The organism is Pseudoalteromonas sp. ABV4_021, from assembly GCF_056159365.1.
The window spans coordinates 217701-240016 of record NZ_JBSWVB010000001.1; the positions used below are offsets into that span (position 1 = coordinate 217701).

General features: G+C 41.9%; 15 protein-coding genes and 3 rRNA genes. 10 read left to right on the forward strand and 8 right to left on the reverse strand.

The window, feature by feature from the left end:
• Window positions 1-16: 16 nt before the first annotated feature.
• Window positions 17-487, reverse strand: a complete 471-nt coding sequence (gene rsd / locus ACXAFE_RS01055) for a sigma D regulator (protein ID WP_475147298.1) — start codon at window positions 485-487, stop codon at window positions 17-19.
• Window positions 488-919: 432 nt separating this feature from the next.
• Here rsd and hemE point away from each other — a divergent pair, with 432 nt between their 5' ends.
• Together hemE and nfi are read left to right on the forward strand one after the other, a co-directional pair.
• Window positions 920-1987, forward strand: coding sequence for a uroporphyrinogen decarboxylase (hemE, locus tag ACXAFE_RS01060; RefSeq protein ID WP_010562174.1), 1068 nt, complete (start codon window positions 920-922; stop codon window positions 1985-1987).
• Window positions 1988-2023: 36 nt separating this feature from the next.
• Window positions 2024-2689: a deoxyribonuclease V gene (gene nfi / locus ACXAFE_RS01065; RefSeq protein WP_475147304.1), complete on the forward strand. Its 666-nt coding sequence runs from the start codon at window positions 2024-2026 to the stop codon at window positions 2687-2689.
• Here the strand turns inward: nfi and ACXAFE_RS01070 are convergent.
• The 3 genes from ACXAFE_RS01070 to ACXAFE_RS01080 all read right to left on the reverse strand — a co-directional run bounded on the left by ACXAFE_RS01070 (window position 2670) and on the right by ACXAFE_RS01080 (window position 6762).
• On the reverse strand, window positions 2670-4055 hold the full coding sequence (locus ACXAFE_RS01070) for a TonB family protein (protein WP_010562172.1): 1386 nt from the start codon (window positions 4053-4055) through the stop codon (window positions 2670-2672). The two genes, nfi and ACXAFE_RS01070, sit on opposite strands and share 20 nt — an antisense overlap.
• A 133-nt stretch (window positions 4056-4188) precedes the next feature.
• Entirely contained in the window at window positions 4189-5610 is a 1422-nt protein-coding gene (gene sthA / locus ACXAFE_RS01075) for a Si-specific NAD(P)(+) transhydrogenase (RefSeq protein WP_054980458.1), read from the reverse strand.
• 15 nt (window positions 5611-5625) lie between these two features.
• Complete coding sequence (locus tag ACXAFE_RS01080; RefSeq protein ID WP_475147316.1) at window positions 5626-6762, reverse strand: acyl-CoA desaturase; 1137 nt, start codon at window positions 6760-6762, stop codon at window positions 5626-5628.
• Between the two features lie 127 nt (window positions 6763-6889).
• On the opposite strand from ACXAFE_RS01080, the gene fabR reads away from it, so the two are divergent.
• Window positions 6890-7510, forward strand: a complete 621-nt coding sequence (gene fabR, locus ACXAFE_RS01085; protein WP_100912456.1) for an HTH-type transcriptional repressor FabR — start codon at window positions 6890-6892, stop codon at window positions 7508-7510.
• 22 nt (window positions 7511-7532) lie between these two features.
• Here the strand turns inward: fabR and trmA are convergent, their stop codons facing one another.
• Entirely contained in the window at window positions 7533-8630 is a 1098-nt protein-coding gene (gene trmA / locus ACXAFE_RS01090) for a tRNA (uridine(54)-C5)-methyltransferase TrmA (protein ID WP_475147320.1), read from the reverse strand.
• Window positions 8631-8950: 320 nt separating this feature from the next.
• Between trmA and ACXAFE_RS01095 the strand changes: the two genes are divergently transcribed.
• Window positions 8951-10081, forward strand: a complete 1131-nt coding sequence (locus tag ACXAFE_RS01095; RefSeq protein ID WP_152960841.1) for a DUF5610 domain-containing protein — start codon at window positions 8951-8953, stop codon at window positions 10079-10081.
• 68 nt (window positions 10082-10149) lie between these two features.
• A complete protein-coding gene (gene murI, locus ACXAFE_RS01100) occupies window positions 10150-10911 on the forward strand; it encodes a glutamate racemase (RefSeq protein ID WP_475147328.1) in 762 nt (253 codons plus the stop codon).
• Here the strand turns inward: murI and ACXAFE_RS01105 are convergent.
• Window positions 10901-11368 carry an RNA recognition motif domain-containing protein gene (locus ACXAFE_RS01105; protein ID WP_054981580.1) on the reverse strand — a complete coding sequence of 156 codons (468 nt, stop codon included), beginning with the start codon at window positions 11366-11368 and terminating at the stop codon, window positions 10901-10903. The genes murI and ACXAFE_RS01105 overlap by 11 nt on opposite strands.
• 702 nt (window positions 11369-12070) lie before the next feature.
• Here ACXAFE_RS01105 and ACXAFE_RS01110 point away from each other — a divergent pair.
• The 3 genes from ACXAFE_RS01110 to rrf all read left to right on the forward strand — a co-directional run bounded on the left by ACXAFE_RS01110 (window position 12071) and on the right by rrf (window position 17019).
• Window positions 12071-13603 (forward strand): 16S ribosomal RNA (locus ACXAFE_RS01110).
• 283 nt (window positions 13604-13886) lie between these two features.
• A 23S ribosomal RNA gene (locus ACXAFE_RS01115) occupies window positions 13887-16769 on the forward strand.
• Between the two features lie 135 nt (window positions 16770-16904).
• Window positions 16905-17019, forward strand: a 5S ribosomal RNA gene (rrf, locus tag ACXAFE_RS01120).
• Together the 16S, 23S and 5S rRNA genes form the textbook arrangement of a ribosomal RNA operon.
• A gap of 374 nt (window positions 17020-17393) precedes the next feature.
• Here the strand turns inward: rrf and ACXAFE_RS01125 are convergent.
• Complete coding sequence (locus ACXAFE_RS01125) at window positions 17394-17783, reverse strand: hypothetical protein (RefSeq protein ID WP_475147332.1); 390 nt, start codon at window positions 17781-17783, stop codon at window positions 17394-17396.
• A gap of 100 nt (window positions 17784-17883) precedes the next feature.
• Window positions 17884-18636, reverse strand: coding sequence for a LytR/AlgR family response regulator transcription factor (locus tag ACXAFE_RS01130; protein WP_475147336.1), 753 nt, complete (start codon window positions 18634-18636; stop codon window positions 17884-17886).
• A gap of 321 nt (window positions 18637-18957) precedes the next feature.
• Here ACXAFE_RS01130 and ACXAFE_RS01135 point away from each other — a divergent pair, with 321 nt between their 5' ends.
• A complete protein-coding gene (locus ACXAFE_RS01135; protein WP_475147341.1) occupies window positions 18958-21879 on the forward strand; it encodes a TonB-dependent receptor domain-containing protein in 2922 nt (973 codons plus the stop codon).
• A gap of 57 nt (window positions 21880-21936) precedes the next feature.
• Entirely contained in the window at window positions 21937-22212 is a 276-nt protein-coding gene (locus ACXAFE_RS01140; RefSeq protein ID WP_475147347.1) for a hypothetical protein, read from the forward strand.
• Window positions 22213-22316: the final 104 nt, after the last annotated feature.

Sequence of the window (22316 nt, forward strand, 5' to 3'; positions counted from 1 at the left end):
CGTTAATTAACGCCATTTATTCACTGTGATGAGTGTATAGATTCTCAATAAGCTCATCTTCAAGTTCGAAGCGTTGCTCAAGAACTTGACCTAATGTTGAAAGGTCTTCGTCAAACCTAGGCATTAAGCTTTTTTCTTTTGCGTTGGCGTAATCATCGTTAAAGCTAAGTGCTATATCTGTTGAAGCTGAAATTTGCGGATAAAGCGATTGTGCAAGTTTAAGGCTTTCAGGTCCTTTTTCAGCGCATGCCTTCACTAAGTTGTCGTAAATCTCAAAATGACCTGCAGAAAGGTAGTCCATCAGAATCTGACAAAACTCAAGAATTTCAGACTTTTGCGGTAGCGCTTGGTCGCTTCGTTCATAGGGAGGTAAACCTGCAAGCTTGCAGTAAATTACGAGTAAATCTTGACGCTCTTGCAACCAGTTGTCGATTGCCGAGTGAGCTCCACCCCATTCTTCTTTGGCTTTTTCTAATCTCGTAAGCATATATTTGTCCCTTTACTTCAATCTAATAGCTATAACAATGAAATCTTGATGAAAGGTCAACTGATTTTTAACATATTTAATTAAGATTAGGTTAAGTGGCTGATAGTTAAGGGGTTTTTTAATATGCTATTTTGTGCTTAGAAAAAATTCTTTATTTTCAATGTGCATAAAAAGAAAAAACCACCCAATAGGGTGGTTATAAAACTTTTTCTGACTTGATTAATTCAAGCTCTTATTTTTGTATCTATTTTATAACAAACTATTTTCATTTTAACAACGTTAAATTTCGAAAATAGGCGATTAATAGCAAAATAAGGGTAAAAAGATGAATAATTACGCATTTAAAGCGTTAGCGCTTGATCTTTCGCATAGTTAGTTAGCGTTCTAAATGATACAATTCGCGCAGTTTTATTTTTTAGGTTTTACACTACCATGAGTGAATTAAAGAACGATCGCTATTTACGTGCGCTACTTAAACAACCTGTAGATCAAACTCCAGTATGGATGATGCGTCAGGCTGGACGTTATTTACCAGAATACCGTGCAACACGCGCGCAAGCTGGCGACTTTATGAGCTTATGTAAAAATGCTGAATTAGCGTGTGAAGTAACGCTTCAGCCACTACGTCGTTATCCACTGGATGCAGCGATTCTTTTCAGTGATATTCTGACGATTCCTGATGCGATGGGTTTAGGCTTATACTTTGAAACAGGTGAAGGCCCTAAATTTGAACGTCCAATTCAGTCAATGGCCGATGTTGCTAATCTACCTATTCCCGATCCAGAAGATGAACTTGGCTATGTGATGAATGCCGTGCGTACAATTCGCCGTGAATTAAAAGGTGAAGTACCGTTAATTGGTTTCTCAGGTTCGCCTTGGACACTTGCGACTTATATGATTGAAGGTGGTAGCAGTAAAACATTTGGCAAAATTAAAAAAATGGCTTTCTCAGAGCCTGAGATTTTGCACATGCTACTCGATAAACTTGCCGATTCAGTTATTAGTTACCTTAACGCACAAGTTAAAGCGGGTGCGCAATCGCTGATGATTTTTGATTCATGGGGTGGTGTATTATCACCGCGCGATTACAAAGAGTTCTCATTAACTTACATGCAGAAAATTGTAGATGGGTTAATTCGTGAAAACGATGGTCGTAAAGTACCTGTAACTCTATTCACTAAGAATGGCGGTTTAAACCTAGAAGCGATCGCAGCAACAGGTTGTGATGCAGTTGGTCTTGATTGGACTGTTGATATTGCTGACGCGCGTCGTCGTATCGGTGATAAAGTAGCGCTACAGGGGAATATGGATCCTGCAATGCTTCATGGTACGCCTGAGCGCATTCGCCAAGAAGTACAGCGCATTCTAGAGGGCTATGGTGACGGAACTGGTCACGTATTTAATTTAGGCCATGGTATTACACCAGAAGTTGACCCTGAAAACGCTGGAGTGTTTATCAACTCGGTAGGTGAACTAAGTAAACAGTACCACAATAAATAATGTATTGAGCCTTGCACTAGCAAGGCTTTTTTCTTTATGGCGATTACAGATTTTATTACTTGGCCTGGCAGCGTTGCCAACGCGAAGTTAATTCAACAAAAATTAGCTGCTAAAGTTAAATTAACACCAATGCAAAACTCTGTGCGATACATTGCGGGTATTGATGTTGCATTTCCCAACAGGGGCAAAACAACACGAGCTGCCATTGTGGTGCTCAGTTTTCCTAGTCTAGAAATGGTTGAGCTTACTGTTTATGAAGCCCCAACCGTAATTCCATATATTCCTGGTGTATTAAGCTTTCGAGAAGGTGGTGCAATACTGAGTGCGCTTGCGCAACTTAAAATCTCACCTGATGTATTAATGTTTGATGGTCAGGGTATTGCGCATCCGTTAGGGCTCGGAGTAGCGAGTCATATAGGCGTTATTTTAAATGTGCCGACACTAGGCATTGCGAAAAGCTGTTTGGTTGGTAAATTTGATGAGCCGGAGTTAATTAAAGGGTCGATTTCAGATCTGGTGATTAATGATAAGAAGAGTGGTTATGTTGTGCGCTCACGGGATAAGGTGAAGCCGCTTTTTGTTTCGCCCGGTCACTTAATAACAAAAGAGCAAGCTTTGCAGCTTGCTCTTCAATGTGTCACTAAATATCGTTTACCAGAGCCAACTCGGCTCGCCGATAAGCTTAGTAAGAATCAGATGTAGTGTCAGCCATCATTGAGGCTTCACTAAGTTCAATTAACTTAATGTAGTTTTGTGCTGGCCAGCTGCGATTATTCGCTTCATTGAGTGCTTGTTGCAGTAACACTTGACCTTCTTGTACACGGCCAAGTTCAGAGTGCGCACTACCAAGTACTGATAATAGTACTGGATGATTATTATCAACAGCACGCGCTAACTCTGCATACTTAATTGCGCTTTGTGCGTCACGTAGCTCAGCAACGTCAGAAAATGCGAGTAAGCGAGAATATTCAATCATTGCCGGTAAATACTGGCTATGCGCTGCGGTTTTTAGCATCTCAGCAGCTGTTTCAACATCATAATGTATGCTGCCGTAATTTAGCATGATACGTGCTAGTTGATACTGCGCGCGCTCGTTACCAGATTCTGAAGCACGTTGTAACCAGTTAAACGCTTTTTCTTCATCAGGTTGGCAACCTTCGCCATTTTCAAAGCAGTGCATTAAGCGCATTTGTGCATCATGATTGCCATTAATAGCGGCTTTGTAATACCAATCGATATGCTCGTTTTCTGATGCTTTTTCAAGTACACCGTGCTCTAACATTAATGCATAGCGATTTTGTGCAACACTGTTACCTTTATCTGCAAGCTCGACAAGCTTGGTTTTGTATTCAGTAAGTGCGCGCTCAAATTCACGTTTAACTTTGCTATTTTCAGAGCCAAGAGTAAATGAAGCAACCAGATCAAATACGCGACGCGGTTCACCTGTTGGGCTTACATCTGGCTCGAATTTCCATTTTTTCACTGCTTCTAAAGCAGCTTCGTCGATAACGCCTTTTGGAAATGATGCTAGAATTCGGCTATCTTCAACGACCCCACTTTCGTTGACATTATAGCCAATTGTTACCCAAGCTTTAGACGCTGAACGAGTGTTACCATCGATTTCAGGTTCTACACGTTCTAATAATTTAGCGCGCTCAGGGAAGAAATTGGTATGCTTTGAAATAGGCGCATAGCGTAAATCATGAAGCTTTTTACCAAAGCTATCTTTTAAGTCGATATATGCTTCTTTTGCTTCACGGCGCGAAGGTACTTGCTTGCGCAATTCGCGATATTTGTCTTTCGCTTGCGGGTGGCCAAAATCTTTAGCTAATAAGTACCATGCATAGGCTTTGGTAATATCTTTTTCGACGCCTTGACCATTTAAATAGGCAGTTGCGAGATCGTATTGCGCATTAACATGGCCAAGTTTTGCAATCTTGGTTAGTTCGCTCACATATTTTTCAACATCTCCCTGTTTTTCATAATACTTTGCAGTTGAATAGTCCGCAAAACTGCTTACAGAAAACAAAGATAGTGCTGAGGCAAGTAATAGAGTGGGGGTTTTCATACTTAACAGCCTATTATTATTTTTTTAGGCTTTTAAGTTTACAATAATTTTACACGATCTCAAGCATTAGTTTAAAAAAGCGGCACTTTATGTGAATGTTTGTAATAAACCTGACATAAAGTGCCTTTTTACTTTATTTAATTAACCGATTCAATCCGTTAAGCGCAGCAACCCGATAAGCTTCTGCCATGGTTGGGTAGTTAAATGTCGTATTAACAAAGTATTCTATGGTGTTGCCACCATTTTTTTGTTCCATTACAGCTTGCCCAATGTGAATGATCTCAGCGGCACGCTCACCAAACACGTGAATACCTAGAATCTCTTTTGTTTCGATATGGAATAGGATTTTTAGACTACCAACTTCTGTACCGGCAATTTGCGCGCGAGCTAAGTGTTTAAACTGTGCGCGACCTACTTCATATGGTACTTTTGCTGCGGTGAGTTCTTGCTCAGAGCGGCCAACGGAACTAATTTCTGGAATAGTATAAATACCGCTTGGAATATCACGAACTAGTTTTTTATTACACTCGCCTGTGGTGATGGCATCTGCTGCGATTCGACCTTGATCAAATGCCGCACTTGCAAGGCTGGGGTAACCAATTACATCGCCAACTGCGTAGACATTTTCGACTTCAGTTTGATAGTTTTCATTTACTTTCAAATTGCCCCGGCTATCTGAGCTTAAACCAATTGCTGATAAGTTAAGCTTGTCGGTGTTACCTGTTCGGCCGTTGGCAAACAGTAGGCAGTCAGCTTGCATTTTTTTACCTGATTGCATATGCATAATGACGCAATCATCGCGGGTTTCTACTTTTTTAAATTCTTCGTTATGGCGAATTAGAATACCGCTATTCCAAAAGTGGTAACTTAATGAATCAGATGTTTCTGCATCAAGGAAAGCGAGTAGGCGATCACGGGTGTTTATAAGATCTACTTTAGCGCCTAGGCCGCGAAAAATAGAAGCATACTCACAGCCAATTACACCTGCACCGTAAATAATAATATGACGAGGGTCGTGCTTGAGACCTAAAATGGTATCGCTGTCGTAAACGCGTTTATGATTAAAGTCGATTTCAGCAGGGCGATAAGGGCGAGAGCCCGTCGCAATTACAATTGTTTGCGCTGATAATGACTCGCTCGAGCCGTCGTCTTTTAAAATTGAAATCGTATTTTTATCAACAAAGCTCGCCTCGCCATGAATTAGCGTAATACGGTTACGATCATAAAAGCTGGTGCGTAAATTAACCTGCTTTGAAATTACGTTACTCGCATGATCTAAAATATCAGGGTAAGTCATGCGCTCTCTGTGAGCTTGTGAATTAAACAGCGGGTTCGAATTAAACTCAATTAAGCGACTAACCGAGTGGCGAAGTGCTTTCGATGGAATTGTACCCCAGTGAGCACAACCACCACCCACTTTCGGTTGTTTTTCAACAACCGCTACGCGCTTGCCACTTTTCGCAAGGTTCATAGCAGTACCTTCACCACCAGGGCCAGTACCAATTATAATGGCATCATAATCATACTGTTTTTTAGTCGCTTGTTTTTTTGTCACAGAGTGTTCCTTTAACTAGTTTATTGCGAGCCCTTTAATTAAGGCTTTGTTTAACGCCAGCCAGTTTTGTTGTTGGTTTATTAAAGACGCTTTAATGTCATTATACTGCTTTTTCAATTGTGATTGCTCACATTGCTGTATCACTTTGTTTTTGCGCATCTCTAGTAAGCGTTTTCTTACTTTATAATAGTGCTGTATTTTACTTAATAACAACTCATATTCGTGCTGCAGTTTATCTAATTGCACATGACTGTCTTGCTTTTCAAGCAAGGTGCGTTTGGTTTTTTCCATTAAAGTTGCCGCTTTTGCACGTTCAATTCGCTCTTGCGGTGTTTTGCGTAACTTTGAGGTTAATCCCAAAAATGACAGTGATTTTATCAGCCATTTTGTCGGATCGTAATGCCACCATCGGATACCATTGCGGTAATCAGATGCAAAAATATGGTGGAAGTTATGATACCCCTCACCATATGTGAATAATGCTAAAAAGCCATTATCGCGGGCGGTGTTTGATTCAGTGTAAGGGCGAGAACCCCAAATATGTGCCAGCGAATTAATGAAAAAAGTGAAGTGTTGGCTCAGTACTAAACGCAATAAACCCGCAAGAAGTAACATTCCCCATACATTACCAAACACCAGACCGAGCACTAGAGGGATACCAAAGTTGGTAATAAGGGTAAGTGCCAAATAATATTTATGTTGCCACATCACAATACGATTTTTTTGTAAATCTCGGCAGTTTGAGTAGTCGTTGTACCTATGTGCTTGATATTCGCGCAGCATCCAACCAATGTGGCTGTACCAAAACCCGCGAGTCGCTGCGTAAGGGTCGTGTTCAGCGTCATCAACTTTGCCATGATGTAAGCGGTGATCTGAACTCCAATGTAACGCGCTGTTTTGAATTGAGAACGCACCGCCGATCGCAAAAATAAACTCAATCACGGCATGGGCTTCATAAGTTTTGTGCGCCCATAAACGGTGATAACCGGCAGTAATTGATAAACCGCAATAAAACATACATGCAATAAATGCGATCCAGTTTGCGCTACTGTAGCCATAGGCTAGACCGTACCAAGGCACGATGGTAACAGCAGCTAAAAAGGTGATGGTAAAAAAGAGGGTATTAAGCCAAATAATCGGTGGTTTTTTCATTCTTAAAAATCTCAGCGTACACTTGTACGCTAAAATAGTTTTATATGGCCTTTTTATCAAGTGAATTCGACAAAATTCATAAATATTTTTTCTGTGGTAAACTGCGTGCAAATTAGATGGGGGACGTATGTCGGGTATTCGCGCACAACAAAAAGAAAAGACAAGACAGGCTTTAATTGCAGCGGCTTTTAACCAGCTGAGTGCGGAGCATAGCTTCTCTAATTTAAGTTTACGTGAGGTCGCACGCGAAGCGGGAATAGCACCTACGTCTTTTTATCGCCATTTTAAAGATATGAATGAGCTTGGGTTAACCTTAGTTGATGAGGCAGGCTTGATGTTGCGTCAATTGATGCGTCAGGCTCGCCGCCGTATTGAAAGCGGTGGCAGTATTATCAATATATCTGTGTTGACGTTTATGGAGTTTATTGATGAGTCGAGTAACCAGTTCCGTTTATTATTACGAGAGCGTTCGGGTACCTCAAAAGCTTTCAGGGCGGCAGTTGCTCGTGAAATTAAGCACTTTATTCTCGAACTCGCGCATTATTTAGAAAATGAGACTGGTTGTGATGCTAATCACGCGTATATTCAAGCAGAAGCAATGGTTACGTTAGTATTTAACGCAGGCGCTGAAGCGCTTGATCTCACCAAACCACAGCGTGAGCAACTTACCGAGCGCATTATTTGGCAATTGCGTTATATTGCTAAAGGGGCATCAAGCTATACCAAAGAAAAAAAAGCAGCTAAATAGCTGCTTTTTTATGATGAATTTTTTACTTGCGCGTTAGAAATACGCCGGATTCGATATGATGGGTATACGGGAACTGATCAAAAATGGCAAAACGCGCGATTTTATGAGTTTGCGTTAATTGTTGTAGATCTCTTTCCAGCGTATCTGGGTTACATGAAATATAGATAATGTTGTCATACCCTTGCACTAAATCAGTGGTGTCTTTATCTAAACCTGCACGAGGCGGATCGACTAAAATACTTTGACAGTTGTAACTTTTAAGGTCGATACCGTTTAAGCGTGAAAACTCTTTTTCACCATTCATTGCCATAGTGAACTCTTCACTCGACATACGGATTATATCGAGGTTGTCGATTTTGTTTTCGGCAATATTAAATTGTGCGGACTTAACCGATGACTTGGAAATTTCGGTGGCGAGTATGCGATTAAAGCTTGGCGCTAACGCAATTGAAAAGTTACCGTTACCACAATAAAGTTCTAGTAGATCATTATTTAGAGGTTTTGAGACATCGATTGCCCATTCGAGCATTTGCTCGTTTAGCTTGGCGTTTGGCTGAGTAAAGCTATTTTCAACTTGTTGATAAACAAGTTCACGATTATCTACATTCAGCTTTTCGATGACATATTCTTCACCAAGCGCAATTTTTTGCTTGCGAGCTCGGCCAATAAAATCGATATCGAACTCTTCTTTTAGTAACGCTTTTAGCTTATTTGCCTCGTTTACCCATTCGTCATCAAGTTGCTTGTGATAAATTAAGCTAACAAGAATTTGTCCGCTTAGTGTCGACAAATAATCAATTTGGAAGAGTTTACGACGTAAAATTTCATTCGGCTTTAGCAGGTCTAACAAACGTGGCATTAATTCACAAATTAATGGTGCTGCAGGATCAAACTGATCAACTCTGATTTTCTCTTTTGTTTCAGGGTCAAACATAATGTGAAACAAATCTTCACCTTCATGCCACACACGAAACTCTGCACGTTGTCTGTAATTTTTTGCTTCAGACGCAAATACTTCTAATTTGGGCGTGTTAAATTGCGCAAATTGTTGGCTGATACGTTGTTCTTTTTCAGCAAGTTGTTCGTCGTATTGTGAAGTGTCTATTTGAATTACAGGCATATGCTTTTTAACCTCTAGTGTGCGAGTCGCGCTATTGTAGGTTGTGGTTTTTCTTTGTCCAGTTATAGCATAGAAAAAATGTGACATACTTATACTGACTCACTTAAATAACGAGTCATTTACGCGAACTTTTTTGATTGTTAATCACGTTATTATTTATCGATTTAGAAGCACTTCATCAGAAAACTTAGCCTTAGCAACATCGAATTACATACTTAACTAAGTGTGTATTACCTTTATATAGGGAGAACGAATAACGCTTAAATTAATGATTTATACTTAAGTTGTCTACTATTTGGTCGATAAGTAGGTATTCTGAAATGGAGGCAATGATTATGAAAGTGGGTGGATTGGGGTATCAACCTGAAAACAAGTATGGTTTTTCTCAAAATAAACCAAACGAAATAGCACAAAACGCATCGTCTAAAGACGTGTTTACCATGTCTCAACGACTAACAATTGCAAGTCAAATCTCGTATCAAAAAATGATGGGGGCAATGCCATTTGAAAGTAAAGTTGAGCCTACCAAGCCTGAAGACTTATTCGATTTTGAAGAAATAGCAAAGAATGTATTATCTTTTGTTAAAGGTGCTATTTTAGGTGCGAAAGCAGATGGAGCAGATAATGACAAGCTTACCAACATGTTTGAGCAAGCACGCAAAGGCGTCGAACAAGGAATTGGTGAGGCTGTTGAGGAATTAAAAGATAGTGAGCTGTATACCGACGAAATTGAGCAAGGCATTGAGAAAAGTCGAGAGTTAATTTTTGACGGTTTGGATGAGTTTGAGCAATCGATATTCAACCCAGAAAAAAAGGGTCCTTCTGATGCCGCTTTTAATGGTCAAAACTTTTATCAGTTAGATAATGGTGCAAGCTTTGAAATTAAAACAGCTGAAGGTGATATTATCAAGCTGACTTATAATAGCCAGTTCAGTTCATCAGAGCAGTTATCATATAACAAGAGCGAAGAAGGCGAGTCGTTGAGTTATTCGTCTTCTCAATCGAGTTCACAAGCTTACTCATTTTCAGTCGAAGGTGATTTGAATGAAGATGAAGTAGCGGCAATTAATGAACTTATGTCAGATTTGCAAGAAGTTAGTAACGAGTTCTTTAATGGCTCGCTTGATGAAGCCTTTGAGCAAGCAAAAAATCTAAACTTGGACTCCCCACAATTGGTGGCTATGTCGATGAACTTGCAGCAAACAGAAGTCAGAGCAAGTGTGCGAGAATATCAAACGACGCAACCCGGTCGAGAAATTGCTAAGCAATTTGAACCAATAAATGAAGGGCTAAAAGAAAGCTATGACAAAGCGAAGCCACTCAATATTGAAAATCAATTGACGCAACTATTAACTTGGTTGAATCAACAGCAGGCCAATAAAGAGAATCTCTTGGATTACAGTACCAGCTTTTTTGAACAGCTAAATCAAAAGCAACAAAAAGAAAGCTAGGCCATCGCTTGTGAATTAAAAAATCTATGGCAAACTACTCGGGTTAATAACGTATTAGGTCGGGTAGTTTGGCTAAACACATTGTTGTATTTGATTCTGGCATTGGTGGCACATCGGTACTTGAACATATTCAAGCGAGTTTACCGAGTGCAAAATTCAGCTATCTTATGGACAACAAATACCTGCCGTACGGAAAACGCTCTTCACAATTTTTAACGCAGCGTATTACTAGTCTGTTAACTCAATTTATCAAAGTAATTGAGCCTGTCGATATATTGGTTGTTGCCTGTAATACAGCCAGCACACAAACATTAGTGCAACTTCGCGCACAATTTGATTTTCCTATCGTAGGCGTTGTACCAGCAATTAAACCAGCTGCAGAGAAATCCTTAAGCAAACGAATTGGCGTATTAGCAACGCCTGCAACAGTTGCAAATGAATACACCGCAACATTGATTGATGATTTTGCAAGAAGCTGTGAAGTTGACTTATATGGTTCCAGCGAACTAGTAAGATTAGCTGAACACAAGTTCTGGTTTAATACATTAGATATGCAAACGTTAGCTCAAGAACTCGATAAATTAGCAATAAACAGTGAAATTGATCATTTAGTTTTGGGGTGTACGCATTTTCCAATTATTGCAAATGAACTTAAACAGTTAATAAAGCATGATTTACAATTACTCGATTCTGGAGAGGCAATTGCGAATCGTGTATCGAGTCTCATTGGCGAGTGTAATGTGGTAGATAATAAGAAGCAGCCGATAGATTATTATGCTACGGCTGCTTTAGAACAGACTAAATTAAAAATCTCCGTGATTAATGATTAACACTATCATCCGAAGAATTATTGTCATCTGACTTTTGTTTCGCTTCACGCACTTTTAAAGTGCGCTGTTGAAACTCTTTATCATTTAATGCCGAGATAATTTTATCGGCATCCTTTTCTGCGACTTCTACAAAACCAAAGCCGCGACGTTTACCAGTATGCTTATCCTTTAATAGGCGAACAGAGAATATTTTCCCGTGTTGTTCAAATAAACTTCTAACAACCGCTTCGTTTGCCTTATAAGGTAAATTACCAACATAAAGTGATTTACTTGCTTCTTTCTTTTCAGTTGCACCATGAGCAGAAAAGCTTGCAAGAACACCACCAATCAAAATGCCTACAGCAATAGCTAAAGATGAACTTGTAAGTACTGATGATAATGCAAAATGAACTACGGCATAGCCGATAAGAGATGCGATAAAAATTATTATTAATGATTTTTGTTGCGATGAACTCATTTTAAAGATTCCGAATTACACAAATTAAACATAAAATTAACAAATGTTCATGCTTATCTTATCTTACTTTGCTCACAAGGCAATAATATCAGAACAAATAAGCGGTAAAATTATTTAAGTTAAGTTTAAAAAGCCCATTAAACAGGCAAAAACGTATAAAAACGAGCTGTTTTGTACGTATTTCACCCAAACGATCCAAAAAACTAAAAAAAGTTTGAAATAGGGGTTGATCCAAATTCGGATCTCTCTATAATGCGCCTCCACCAACACGGGGAACGACGCAGCATAGCAGCGAATCACGAGTTGGTTGAGTCAAGTAAAACTGACTTTTGAAAGTTTTCAAAATAAAAAGAAAATAATCAAAATTAAGTGTTGACAAAAAAATATGAAAGCGTAACATACGCGGCCCTAACAGCGACGAAGCGTCGCGGCAAGTAAAGCACTTGCAGCGTTCTTTAAACAGCCCTGAGCTGAGAACGTAGTTCTTTAACAAATAGAAGCAATCATCTGTGTGGGCACTCGTACAGATTAAGTTCTAACATACGCTTTAAAAGCGTAACAAAATTTAGACTTAATTGAACTGAGTGACCAACGGAAATAAACATAGTTTATTTCAGCACAGTCAATTCGATATCTCATCTCTTGTAGATGGAATATCAAAATCAGAATTCATTGAGTCGGACTTATGTCCAAAAACACTTTTAATTGAAGAGTTTGATCATGGCTCAGATTGAACGCTGGCGGCAGGCCTAACACATGCAAGTCGAGCGGTAACATTTCTAGCTTGCTAGAAGATGACGAGCGGCGGACGGGTGAGTAATGCTTGGGAACATGCCTTTAGGTGGGGGACAACCATTGGAAACGATGGCTAATACCGCATAATGTCTACGGACCAAAGGGGGCTTCGGCTCTCGCCTTTAGATTGGCCCAAGTGGGATTAGCTAGTTGGTGAGGTAATGGCTCACCAAGGCGACGATCCCTAGCTGGTTTGAGAGGATGATCAGCCACACTGGAACTGAGACACGGTCCAGACTCCTACGGGAGGCAGCAGTGGGGAATATTGCACAATGGGCGCAAGCCTGATGCAGCCATGCCGCGTGTGTGAAGAAGGCCTTCGGGTTGTAAAGCACTTTCAGTTGTGAGGAAAGGTTAGTAGTTAATACCTGCTAGCTGTGACGTTAGCAACAGAAGAAGCACCGGCTAACTCCGTGCCAGCAGCCGCGGTAATACGGAGGGTGCGAGCGTTAATCGGAATTACTGGGCGTAAAGCGTACGCAGGCGGTTTGTTAAGCGAGATGTGAAAGCCCCGGGCTCAACCTGGGAACTGCATTTCGAACTGGCAAACTAGAGTGTGATAGAGGGTGGTAGAATTTCAGGTGTAGCGGTGAAATGCGTAGAGATCTGAAGGAATACCGATGGCGAAGGCAGCCACCTGGGTCAACACTGACGCTCATGTACGAAAGCGTGGGGAGCAAACGGGATTAGATACCCCGGTAGTCCACGCCGTAAACGATGTCTACTAGGAGTTCGGTTTTTCGGAACTGTCTTCCAAAGCTAACGCATTAAGTAGACCGCCTGGGGAGTACGGCCGCAAGGTTAAAACTCAAATGAATTGACGGGGGCCCGCACAAGCGGTGGAGCATGTGGTTTAATTCGATGCAACGCGAAGAACCTTACCTACACTTGACATCCAGAGAACTTACTAGAGATAGTTTGGTGCCTTCGGGAACTCTGAGACAGGTGCTGCATGGCTGTCGTCAGCTCGTGTTGTGAGATGTTGGGTTAAGTCCCGCAACGAGCGCAACCCCTATCCTTAGTTGCCAGCGATTCGGTCGGGAACTCTAAGGAGACTGCCGGTGATAAACCGGAGGAAGGTGGGGACGACGTCAAGTCATCATGGCCCTTACGTGTAGGGCTACACACGTGCTACAATGGCGCATACAGAGTGCTGCGAACTCGCGAGAGTAAGCGAATCACTTAAAGTGCGTCGTAGTCCGGATTGGAGTCTGCAACTCGACTCCATGAAGTCGGAATCGCTAGTAATCGCGAATCAGAATGTCGCGGTGAATACGTTCCCGGGCCTTGTACACACCGCCCGTCACACCATGGGAGTGGGTTGCTCCAGAAGTAGGTAGCTTAACCTTAGGGAGGGCGCTTACCACGGAGTGATTCATGACTGGGGTGAAGTCGTAACAAGGTAGCCCTAGGGGAACCTGGGGCTGGATCACCTCCTTATACGATTTAGAACTTTTTGTTCGAAGTGTCCACACAGATGATTGTTAGCTAAGCAATAGCTTAGTTAATTTGCTCTTTAAAAATTTGGAAAGCTGACAAACTTTAAATTAAGTACTTACTTAGTAAGTGCAATATTTAATTTAGAGTTCTCAAAATAAAGTAAAGAAAATATGCCGCATACTCTTTAATAAAGAATATGTTGGTATCTACTTTAGTATTCAATATTTAACTTCTGGCGGAGTTAAAAACTGTCTTTGACGATACAAACCATTTTGGGTTGTATGGTTAAGTGACTAAGCGTATACGGTGGATGCCTTGGCAGTTGGAGGCGATGAAGGACGTATTAACTTGCGATAAGCCTAGTCAAGCTAGTAAAAAGCGCTTGAGACTAGGATTTCCGAATGGGGAAACCCACCACTTAGTGGTATCACTTACTGAATACATAGGTAAGTGAGGCGAACCGGGAGAACTGAAACATCTAAGTACCCCGAGGAAAAGAAATCAACCGAGATTCCGAAAGTAGCGGCGAGCGAAATCGGATTAGCCCTTAAGCTGTAATGTAGTTAGTGGAACATTCTGGAAAGTTTGACGATACAGGGTGATAGTCCCGTACACGAAAACTTATTTACAGTGAAATCGAGTAGGTCGGAGCACGTGAAACTTTGACTGAATATGGGGGGACCATCCTCCAAGGCTAAATACTCCCAACTGACCGATAGTGAACCAGTACCGTGAGGGAAAGGCGAAAAGAACCCCTGTGAGGGGAGTGAAATAGAACCTGAAACCGTATACGTACAAGCAGTAGGAGCAGATTCGTTCTGTGACTGCGTACCTTTTGTATAATGGGTCAGCGACTTATATTCAGTAGCGAGGTTAACCAATTAGGGGAGCCGTAGTGAAAGCGAGCGTTAACTGCGCGTTTAGTTGCTGGGTATAGACCCGAAACCCGGTGATCTAGCCATGGGCAGGTTGAAGGTCAGGTAACACTGACTGGAGGACCGAACCGACTATCGTTGAAAAGCTAGCGGATGACCTGTGGCTAGGAGTGAAAGGCTAATCAAACCGGGAGATAGCTGGTTCTCCCCGAAATCTATTTAGGTAGAGCCTCGGACGAATACTATTGGGGGTAGAGCACTGTTAAGGCTAGGGGGTCATCCCGACTTACCAACCCTTTGCAAACTCCGAATACCAATAAGTAATATCCGGGAGACACACGGCGGGTGCTAACGTCCGTCGTGGAGAGGGAAACAACCCAGACCGCCAGCTAAGGTCCCAAAGTGTATGTTAAGTGGGAAACGATGTGGAAAGGCCCAGACAGCCAGGAGGTTGGCTTAGAAGCAGCCATCCTTTAAAGAAAGCGTAATAGCTCACTGGTCGAGTCGGTCTGCGCGGAAGATGTAACGGGGCTAAACATACCACCGAAGCTGCGGCTGCGAATTTATTCGCGGGGTAGGGGAGCGTTCTGTAAGCTGTTGAAGGTGTGCCGGGAGGCATGCTGGAGGTATCAGAAGTGCGAATGCTGACATGAGTAACGATAAAGCGGGTGAAAAACCCGCTCGCCGGAAGACCAAGGGTTCCTATCCCATGCTAATCAGGGTAGGGTGAGTCGACCCCTAAGGCGAGGCCGAAAGGCGTAGTCGATGGGAAACGGGTTAATATTCCCGTACTTGGAATAATTGCGATGGGGGGACGGAGCAGGCTAAACAAGCATGGCGTTGGTTGTCCATGTGAAAGTATGTAGGCTTGAAACTTAGGTAAATCCGGGTTTCTTTAAGGCTGAGATACGAGACGAGCATCTACGGATGTGAAGTTGTTGATGCCATACTTCCAGGAAAAGCCTCTAAGCTTCAGATTATTTCGAATCGTACCCCAAACCGACACAGGTGGTCAGGTAGAGAATACTAAGGCGCTTGAGAGAACTCGGGTGAAGGAACTAGGCAAAATTGTACCGTAACTTCGGGAGAAGGTACGCTCTTATCTGTGATGAGACTTGCTCTCTAAGCGGACGAGAGTCGCAGTGACTAGGTGGCTGGGACTGTTTATTAAAAACACAGCACTCTGCAAAATCGAAAGATGACGTATAGGGTGTGACACCTGCCCGGTGCCGGAAGGTTAATTGATGGGGTTAGCTTCGGCGAAGCTCTTGATCGAAGCCCCGGTAAACGGCGGCCGTAACTATAACGGTCCTAAGGTAGCGAAATTCCTTGTCGGGTAAGTTCCGACCTGCACGAATGGTGTAACCATGGCCACGCTGTCTCCACCCGAGACTCAGTGAAATTGAAATCGCAGTGAAGATGCTGTGTACCCGCGGCTAGACGGAAAGACCCCGTGAACCTTTACTACAGCTTGGCACTGAACATTGACCCTACATGTGTAGGATAGGTGGGAGGCTTTGAAACACAGTCGCTAGATTGTGTGGAGCCGTCCTTGAAATACCACCCTTGTAGTGTTGATGTTCTAACATAGGCCCCTGAATCGGGGTTGTGGACAGTGCCTGGTGGGTAGTTTGACTGGGGCGGTCTCCTCCCAAAGAGTAACGGAGGAGCACGAAGGTTTGCTAAGTACGGTCGGACATCGTACGGTTAGTGTAATGGTAGAAGCAAGCTTAACTGCGAGACAGACACGTCGAGCAGGTACGAAAGTAGGTCATAGTGATCCGGTGGTTCTGAATGGAAGGGCCATCGCTCAACGGATAAAAGGTACTCCGGGGATAACAGGCTGATACCGCCCAAGAGTTCATATCGACGGCGGTGTTTGGCACCTCGATGTCGGCTCATCACATCCTGGGGCTGAAGTCGGTCCCAAGGGTATGGCTGTTCGCCATTTAAAGTGGTACGCGAGCTGGGTTTAGAACGTCGTGAGACAGTTCGGTCCCTATCTGCCGTGGGCGTTTGAGAATTGAGAGGGGCTGCTCCTAGTACGAGAGGACCGGAGTGGACGAACCGCTGGTGTTCGGGTTGTGATGCCAATTGCATTGCCCGGTAGCTACGTTCGGAATCGATAACCGCTGAAAGCATCTAAGCGGGAAGCGAGCCTCGAGATGAGTTCTCACTTTAACTTGAGTTAACTGAAGGGCCGTTGAAGACTACAACGTTGATAGGCAGGATGTGGAAGTGGTGTGAGCCATTAAGCTAACCTGTACTAATTACCCGTGAGGCTTAACCATACAACGCCAAAGTGGTTTAGACCCGCAGAAGTTGAATAGTCTCTGAAAAAAGAGACAAATACTAAAGTAGACATTTACTTAAAAAAAGCTTTCCAGATTTAGATTTAAGATTAACTCTTAAGTCAACCAGATTTGCTTGGTGACTATAGCGTTTTGGAACCACCTGACCCCATGCCGAACTCAGAAGTGAAACGAAACAGCGTCGATGATAGTGTGGGTTCGCCCATGTGAAAGTAGAACATCGCCAAGCTCCTAATTAAGTGAAAAGCCCGCTCAATGAGCGGGCTTTTTGCGTTTGAACCATAAAAAGATTTTAGGATTAAGAAACCAGAGTTCAGAATATTGCTGAACCCTGAACCCTGAACCCTGAACCCTGAACCCTGAACCCTGAACCCTGAACCCTGAACCCTGAACCCTGAACCCTGAGTCCTGAGTCCTTGAGTCTAAGCTATCTCGGCTTCTGTTCATTGAGTGATTTATGGAACGTATACAAGTGACTGAGAAGCACAACGTAGCAGAGCGGTTTTAAGGTAATAGCTATAGAAATACAGTTTTTCTATTTGATAGGGCTTTACTTGACCAAGAGCTTACAAAATTAAGATTTAGTAACGTTTAGGATCTGTATCATTCTCTTTCTATTACTTCACACTTTTTGTTCAAGCAAAGGGTTTGAGGTGCTGGATTATGCTCACAAGTCGAAAATGCTTTGTTTTTTTGGTTATAAGCTTGTTCAAAGGATGTTATTTCAGTTGCCAAGAATTCAATGTCTTCTTGTTTGCTTGTTTTAATTGAGTAAATATCAAAGCGACTCGGGCCGCCGCATGCGCGTTCACCATAGGAGATTACACGGCATTGATAGCTTGCATCACACGATTTATCTTCAATAGCTTTCTGAAGTTTAGTTTCTGCATCAGTAATGGTGCTGATTTTACTCTCTGGGTTGAAGTCATTTGATTGACATCCAAAGAGCAAGGTACTTAAGGCTACGATTGGTGAGATTTTAATAAGCTTCATAGACAAGTGTTTACACGAGTTATCTTTTATTTGTTCATACTAGCACAAACAAACTATTTATATCATACAAACACTTATCACGTGAATTATATCGTAGTTATTAGATGATACCTGTCATTGATGACTTATACCGTCTTGAAAGGCTAAGTTGATGGCCATTGCGTAAAGTAACCTGATAATCGCCGCTGTCGGTTGGTTTGAGCTCGGCGATACACTTTTTCCTGACGATTACACTACGATGAATGCGTATAAATCCTAAATCAGCTAGTTTGGTTTCCATAGCAGATAATGTTTCTCTGTGGAGAGTTGGGCGTTCTTCGTTCACTAAATATAGTTCGACATAGTTACCAGCGCCGCCAACCCAGACGATGTCATTACAATCGATCAGCTTAATTCTTCCAGAGTCTTTCACTATAAGAGTTTGATCAGGCGTGTTTAACTGATTAATCAAACTTTGGATATTCTCAAAAGGGAGCTGTTTGTTGTTATTGAGCCGTGACGAAAGCTTTTTGATGCACTTACTAAATCGATTCCTATCGCAAGGGAATAAAAGATAGTCAGCGAAATCATGTTCGAATGCGTAAATTGCCTCAGCTTCTGACTCTCCAAGATAAACGATTTGCGTATAGTCAGGGCATTCTTGAGCTAATGTTTCTAATGCGTCTAAATCAGGCAGCAAGTTGTGATTAATAAAAAGAACGTCAGCTTGCATCGTATTTACAATGCTAATTGCTTCAGACCAGTCAAACGCTAAAGCAATTGCTTCAAAGTTTTCGTGCTCCTTTAACAATGTTTTTAGTGCAGACTTATTGCTTTCTTTTTCGTCTGCAATAACGAGACTAAATTTTCTCATTACGCAAGTTCCTTCTAACTATAAGGTCTGTGCATTTTGTCATTGATTTGTCTACGGTGTTAGTCTTTTTGGGTAACAAGGAGTAACAAAATGTTAGTGGTTATTAAGTTGCTAAGGTATGTCATGTAAAGCTTCTGTAAAAATATTTTTATTTCTGTAACAGAAATTACACAAGTGTCCGCTTAAATTGATTATTACGCCGCTTGTGTATTCGGTGTGGTAACCAAATATTCTTGTTATTATTTTGTAAACGATGTTAAAGTTAAATTTAAACAATAAAGCAACAATATAATAACATGAGATTTCCCGGGAGAATCTAATATGGCTCAATTTAAGAAGTCAGTATTAAAGGCAGCGGTATCAACAGCGCTGCTATCAGGTGTTACTTTTTCAGCTAATGCAGCGGAAGAAGCAGCGGAAAACCAAGTCGAACGTATTGAAGTGACTGGTTCGCGTATTAAGCGAACTGATATGGAAGGTGCTAACCCAGTCACGACTATCGATGCTGCGGCAATTAGCAAAATGAGTGTTAACAACGTTGGCGACTTACTGCAAAATTTAACCTCATCTGCAGGCGCCGCGGTTAATACTCAAACCAATAATGGCGGTGACTCCAGTACGCGTTTTTCATTGCGCGGTATAGGTGATGAAAGAACTCTAGTGTTAATCAATGGTCGTCGTGTGGTTGCTGGCGGTAATGGCGCAAATGCCTCCGTTGACCTTAATACAATTCCAACTTCGGTAGTTAAGCGTGTAGAAGTTTTGAAAGACGGTGCTTCTGCTACTTATGGTTCTGATGCGATCGCGGGTGTGGTGAATATCATCACGCGAAATGATTATGAAGGGTTTGAACTAAAACTGAACGCAGGTCAAAGTGGCGAAGGTGATGCTGAAGCTAAAGGGGTTGATTTAACATTTGGTGCAGCGAGTGATCGCGGAAATGTTGTTGTGTCATTGGGTTATAACGACCAAGGCGACGCCTTTCAAGGAGACAGAAGTTTTTCAGAATATGAACTTCGAGCCTATGCTGATGGAAGTACTGAGCGAGGCGGTTCATCTGCGCCACCTTGGAGTAATATGGATGGTTACGATGGTGACAATGTAACACAAGGGCCTGAGTTTGGTGATTGGCGCCCTTATGATGGGACAACAGATTCTTATAATTATAACCCAGTAAATTATCTACAAACCCCAAGTAAACGCAAATATGTAAATGTTTTTGCAAACTATTTATTAGGTGAGTTTGGTGTTTTAGGTGAAGTAAACTCATTTGCTGAGATGAGTTATGTACAAACGGTTGGTAAACGCTTAATTGCACCTGAGCCATTAGCACCACTTATTTTCTTTGGTACTGAAGCTCCGTATTCGCCAGACAACTATTACAACGTAAAATATGGTCCGAAAGATCCTGATGGTAATTCATTCCAGATAGATGATTGGCGTCGCCGTATGCTAGAAACGGGCGGTCGTAAAAATGAACGAGATTATAAGACATTTAGAACTGTGGTAGGTTTTAATGGTGTATTTGAAAATGGATGGGATTGGGAGATCTCGTATAATTTCGGTCAAAGTGATGCAACAGAGCGCGCTGAAGGCTATTTCAACTTAGCTCGAGTAGGTGAAGCTGCTGGTCCAACAGGTTGGTTAGATGCGAACGGGTCACTTATTACCGATGCTGACGGTAACGCAATTGTAGATGCTGCGAATGGCGCTCAGCTTGTATGTTTGAATGCTGAAGGTGCTGTAATTGATGGGTGTGTTCCACTTAACATATTTGGCCAACCGGGCACTGATACTGCAATTACACCTGAAATGTTACAGTATATTTCGGGAGACTATAACACAACAGAGTTAGGTCAAAACCGTCAAGAGACACTTTCTGCAATTGTTTCTGGCGACTTATTTGATTTACCAGCGGGCCCTGTAGGGTTTGCAGCGGGATATGAATACCGTAAAGAATCAGGGTATTACAAGCCTGACTCGCTAATCCTTCAAGGTACAACTACCGCTGGTAACGCGGTAAGTACGGTAGGTGGATATGATGTACAAGAAGTGTTTGGTGAAGCGATTGTGCCAATTTTGGACGACGCACCATTTGCTCACATGCTCGAGTTGAGCGCAGCATTCCGTTATTCTGATTATAGTTCTTTTGGTGACAATACTTCGGGTAAAATTGGTGTTAAATGGATGCCTACAGATGCGTTGTTACTTCGTTCAACTGTCTCAACCGCATTTAGAGCACCAACAATTGATGATTTAGTGGGTGGTGCAGCTATTGGCTTCCCTGAGGCTGTAGATGAATGTGATGCTAGCGCCTATCGTGACTCTGAGGGTGAGTTAGATGAAGATAAATATAACGAAGTAAAAAACTCACCGAATTTTGCAAATTGTATTGCAACAGGTGTTCCAGCTGAAGGTTATAACTCCGATGGTGTTGAACAAATCCCTTCAAACACCGGTGGAGCATCAAACTGGGGAGGAACAACTGAATTAGAGCCAGAGGAAGCTGATGTTTTAACTGTAGGTATGGTGTACACACCAGACTTTATTGAAAACCTTTCTTTCAGTGTCGATTACTGGGAAATTCAACTTGATAATGCGCTATCTACAGTAGGTACTCAAAGTACTTTAACAGGGTGTTTTAAGCAAGGCGAATATTGTGACCGTATTACCCGATTTGGTCCAGACAGTGCTGCATATGGTGGTATTATTACGGTTGATGATTATGCGGTAAACGTAGGCGGTATCGATACCTCAGGTATTGACTTTGATATTCGCTATACTTTTGATTCAAACTTTGGTGAGTGGCGCCTGTCACTAGATGGTACTTACTTACTTGAATACGATAAGCACTTAGCATCTGAAACAATTGATCATGTTGGCCGTTTCGAAGTAGACCACGATGGTCACTTTGCAGAATTAAAAACTAACTTTATAGTGGGTTGGTCAAAAGATGATTGGGATGCAACACTTACTACCCGTTACATTGATGGCGTTACTGAAACAGAAAAAGGTTGGTGGACTGCTGAAGATGGATTTGACCGTAGTGTTGAATCAAATGTAGTCGTTGACTTACAGGGTAGCTATTTAGTGACAGATCACTTAACAGTTACTGCTGGTATTGATAACTTATTTGATGAAGAGCCGCCATTTGTATTCTCAGCATTTGGTGCAAATACTGATGTAGCAACTTACGACATTATTGGTCGTTATATGTACTTACGTGCTGTTGTTAGCTTTTAACGGACTATAACCCTGGTAGGGGTGTTTAATCACCCCTTTTTTATTTAAGGACAAAAAATGTATAAATCTCTAATAATTATGAGTGTTTCACTGTTATTTATAGTTGGTTGTGAATCGTCACAAGATATGTTTAAGCGAGATCAAGTTGCTAGTGTACAGAAAAAAGAAGCTGATACTGACGTTAATGGAGTGAGATGTGAAATGATGTATCGTACAGGTAGCAATCGAAAAACTAAAGTGTGTCGTACAATTGAGCAAATTAAGCGTGATGAAGAAGTGGCACAAAATACACTCAAGCGCATGAACAAACCTGAAATTACGCGCGGACAGTAAATGCTAAAGAGCTTCACTTAGCAAGAGCAGCCCAAACTTTCTCTAAATACCGAACACTAGAAAGTAAATGTTTGTATCTTTTTGTTTCCGGCTTATGGCTTTTT

What these genes read in the sequence shown, in the direction of transcription:
- rsd (WP_475147298.1), bottom strand. Translation starts at nt 487, where the DNA reads ATGCTTACGAGATTAGAAAAAGCCAAAGAAGAATGGGGTGGAGCTCAC.
- hemE (WP_010562174.1), top strand. Translation starts at nt 920, where the DNA reads ATGAGTGAATTAAAGAACGATCGCTATTTACGTGCGCTACTTAAACAA.
- nfi (WP_475147304.1), top strand. Translation starts at nt 2,024, where the DNA reads ATGGCGATTACAGATTTTATTACTTGGCCTGGCAGCGTTGCCAACGCG.
- ACXAFE_RS01070 (WP_010562172.1), bottom strand. Translation starts at nt 4,055, where the DNA reads ATGAAAACCCCCACTCTATTACTTGCCTCAGCACTATCTTTGTTTTCT.
- ACXAFE_RS01080 (WP_475147316.1), bottom strand. Translation starts at nt 6,762, where the DNA reads ATGAAAAAACCACCGATTATTTGGCTTAATACCCTCTTTTTTACCATC.
- fabR (WP_100912456.1), top strand. Translation starts at nt 6,890, where the DNA reads ATGTCGGGTATTCGCGCACAACAAAAAGAAAAGACAAGACAGGCTTTA.
- trmA (WP_475147320.1), bottom strand. Translation starts at nt 8,630, where the DNA reads ATGCCTGTAATTCAAATAGACACTTCACAATACGACGAACAACTTGCT.
- ACXAFE_RS01095 (WP_152960841.1), top strand. Translation starts at nt 8,951, where the DNA reads ATGGAGGCAATGATTATGAAAGTGGGTGGATTGGGGTATCAACCTGAA.
- ACXAFE_RS01105 (WP_054981580.1), bottom strand. Translation starts at nt 11,368, where the DNA reads ATGAGTTCATCGCAACAAAAATCATTAATAATAATTTTTATCGCATCT.
- ACXAFE_RS01125 (WP_475147332.1), bottom strand. Translation starts at nt 17,783, where the DNA reads ATGAAGCTTATTAAAATCTCACCAATCGTAGCCTTAAGTACCTTGCTC.
- ACXAFE_RS01130 (WP_475147336.1), bottom strand. Translation starts at nt 18,636, where the DNA reads ATGAGAAAATTTAGTCTCGTTATTGCAGACGAAAAAGAAAGCAATAAG.
- ACXAFE_RS01135 (WP_475147341.1), top strand. Translation starts at nt 18,958, where the DNA reads ATGGCTCAATTTAAGAAGTCAGTATTAAAGGCAGCGGTATCAACAGCG.
- ACXAFE_RS01140 (WP_475147347.1), top strand. Translation starts at nt 21,937, where the DNA reads ATGTATAAATCTCTAATAATTATGAGTGTTTCACTGTTATTTATAGTT.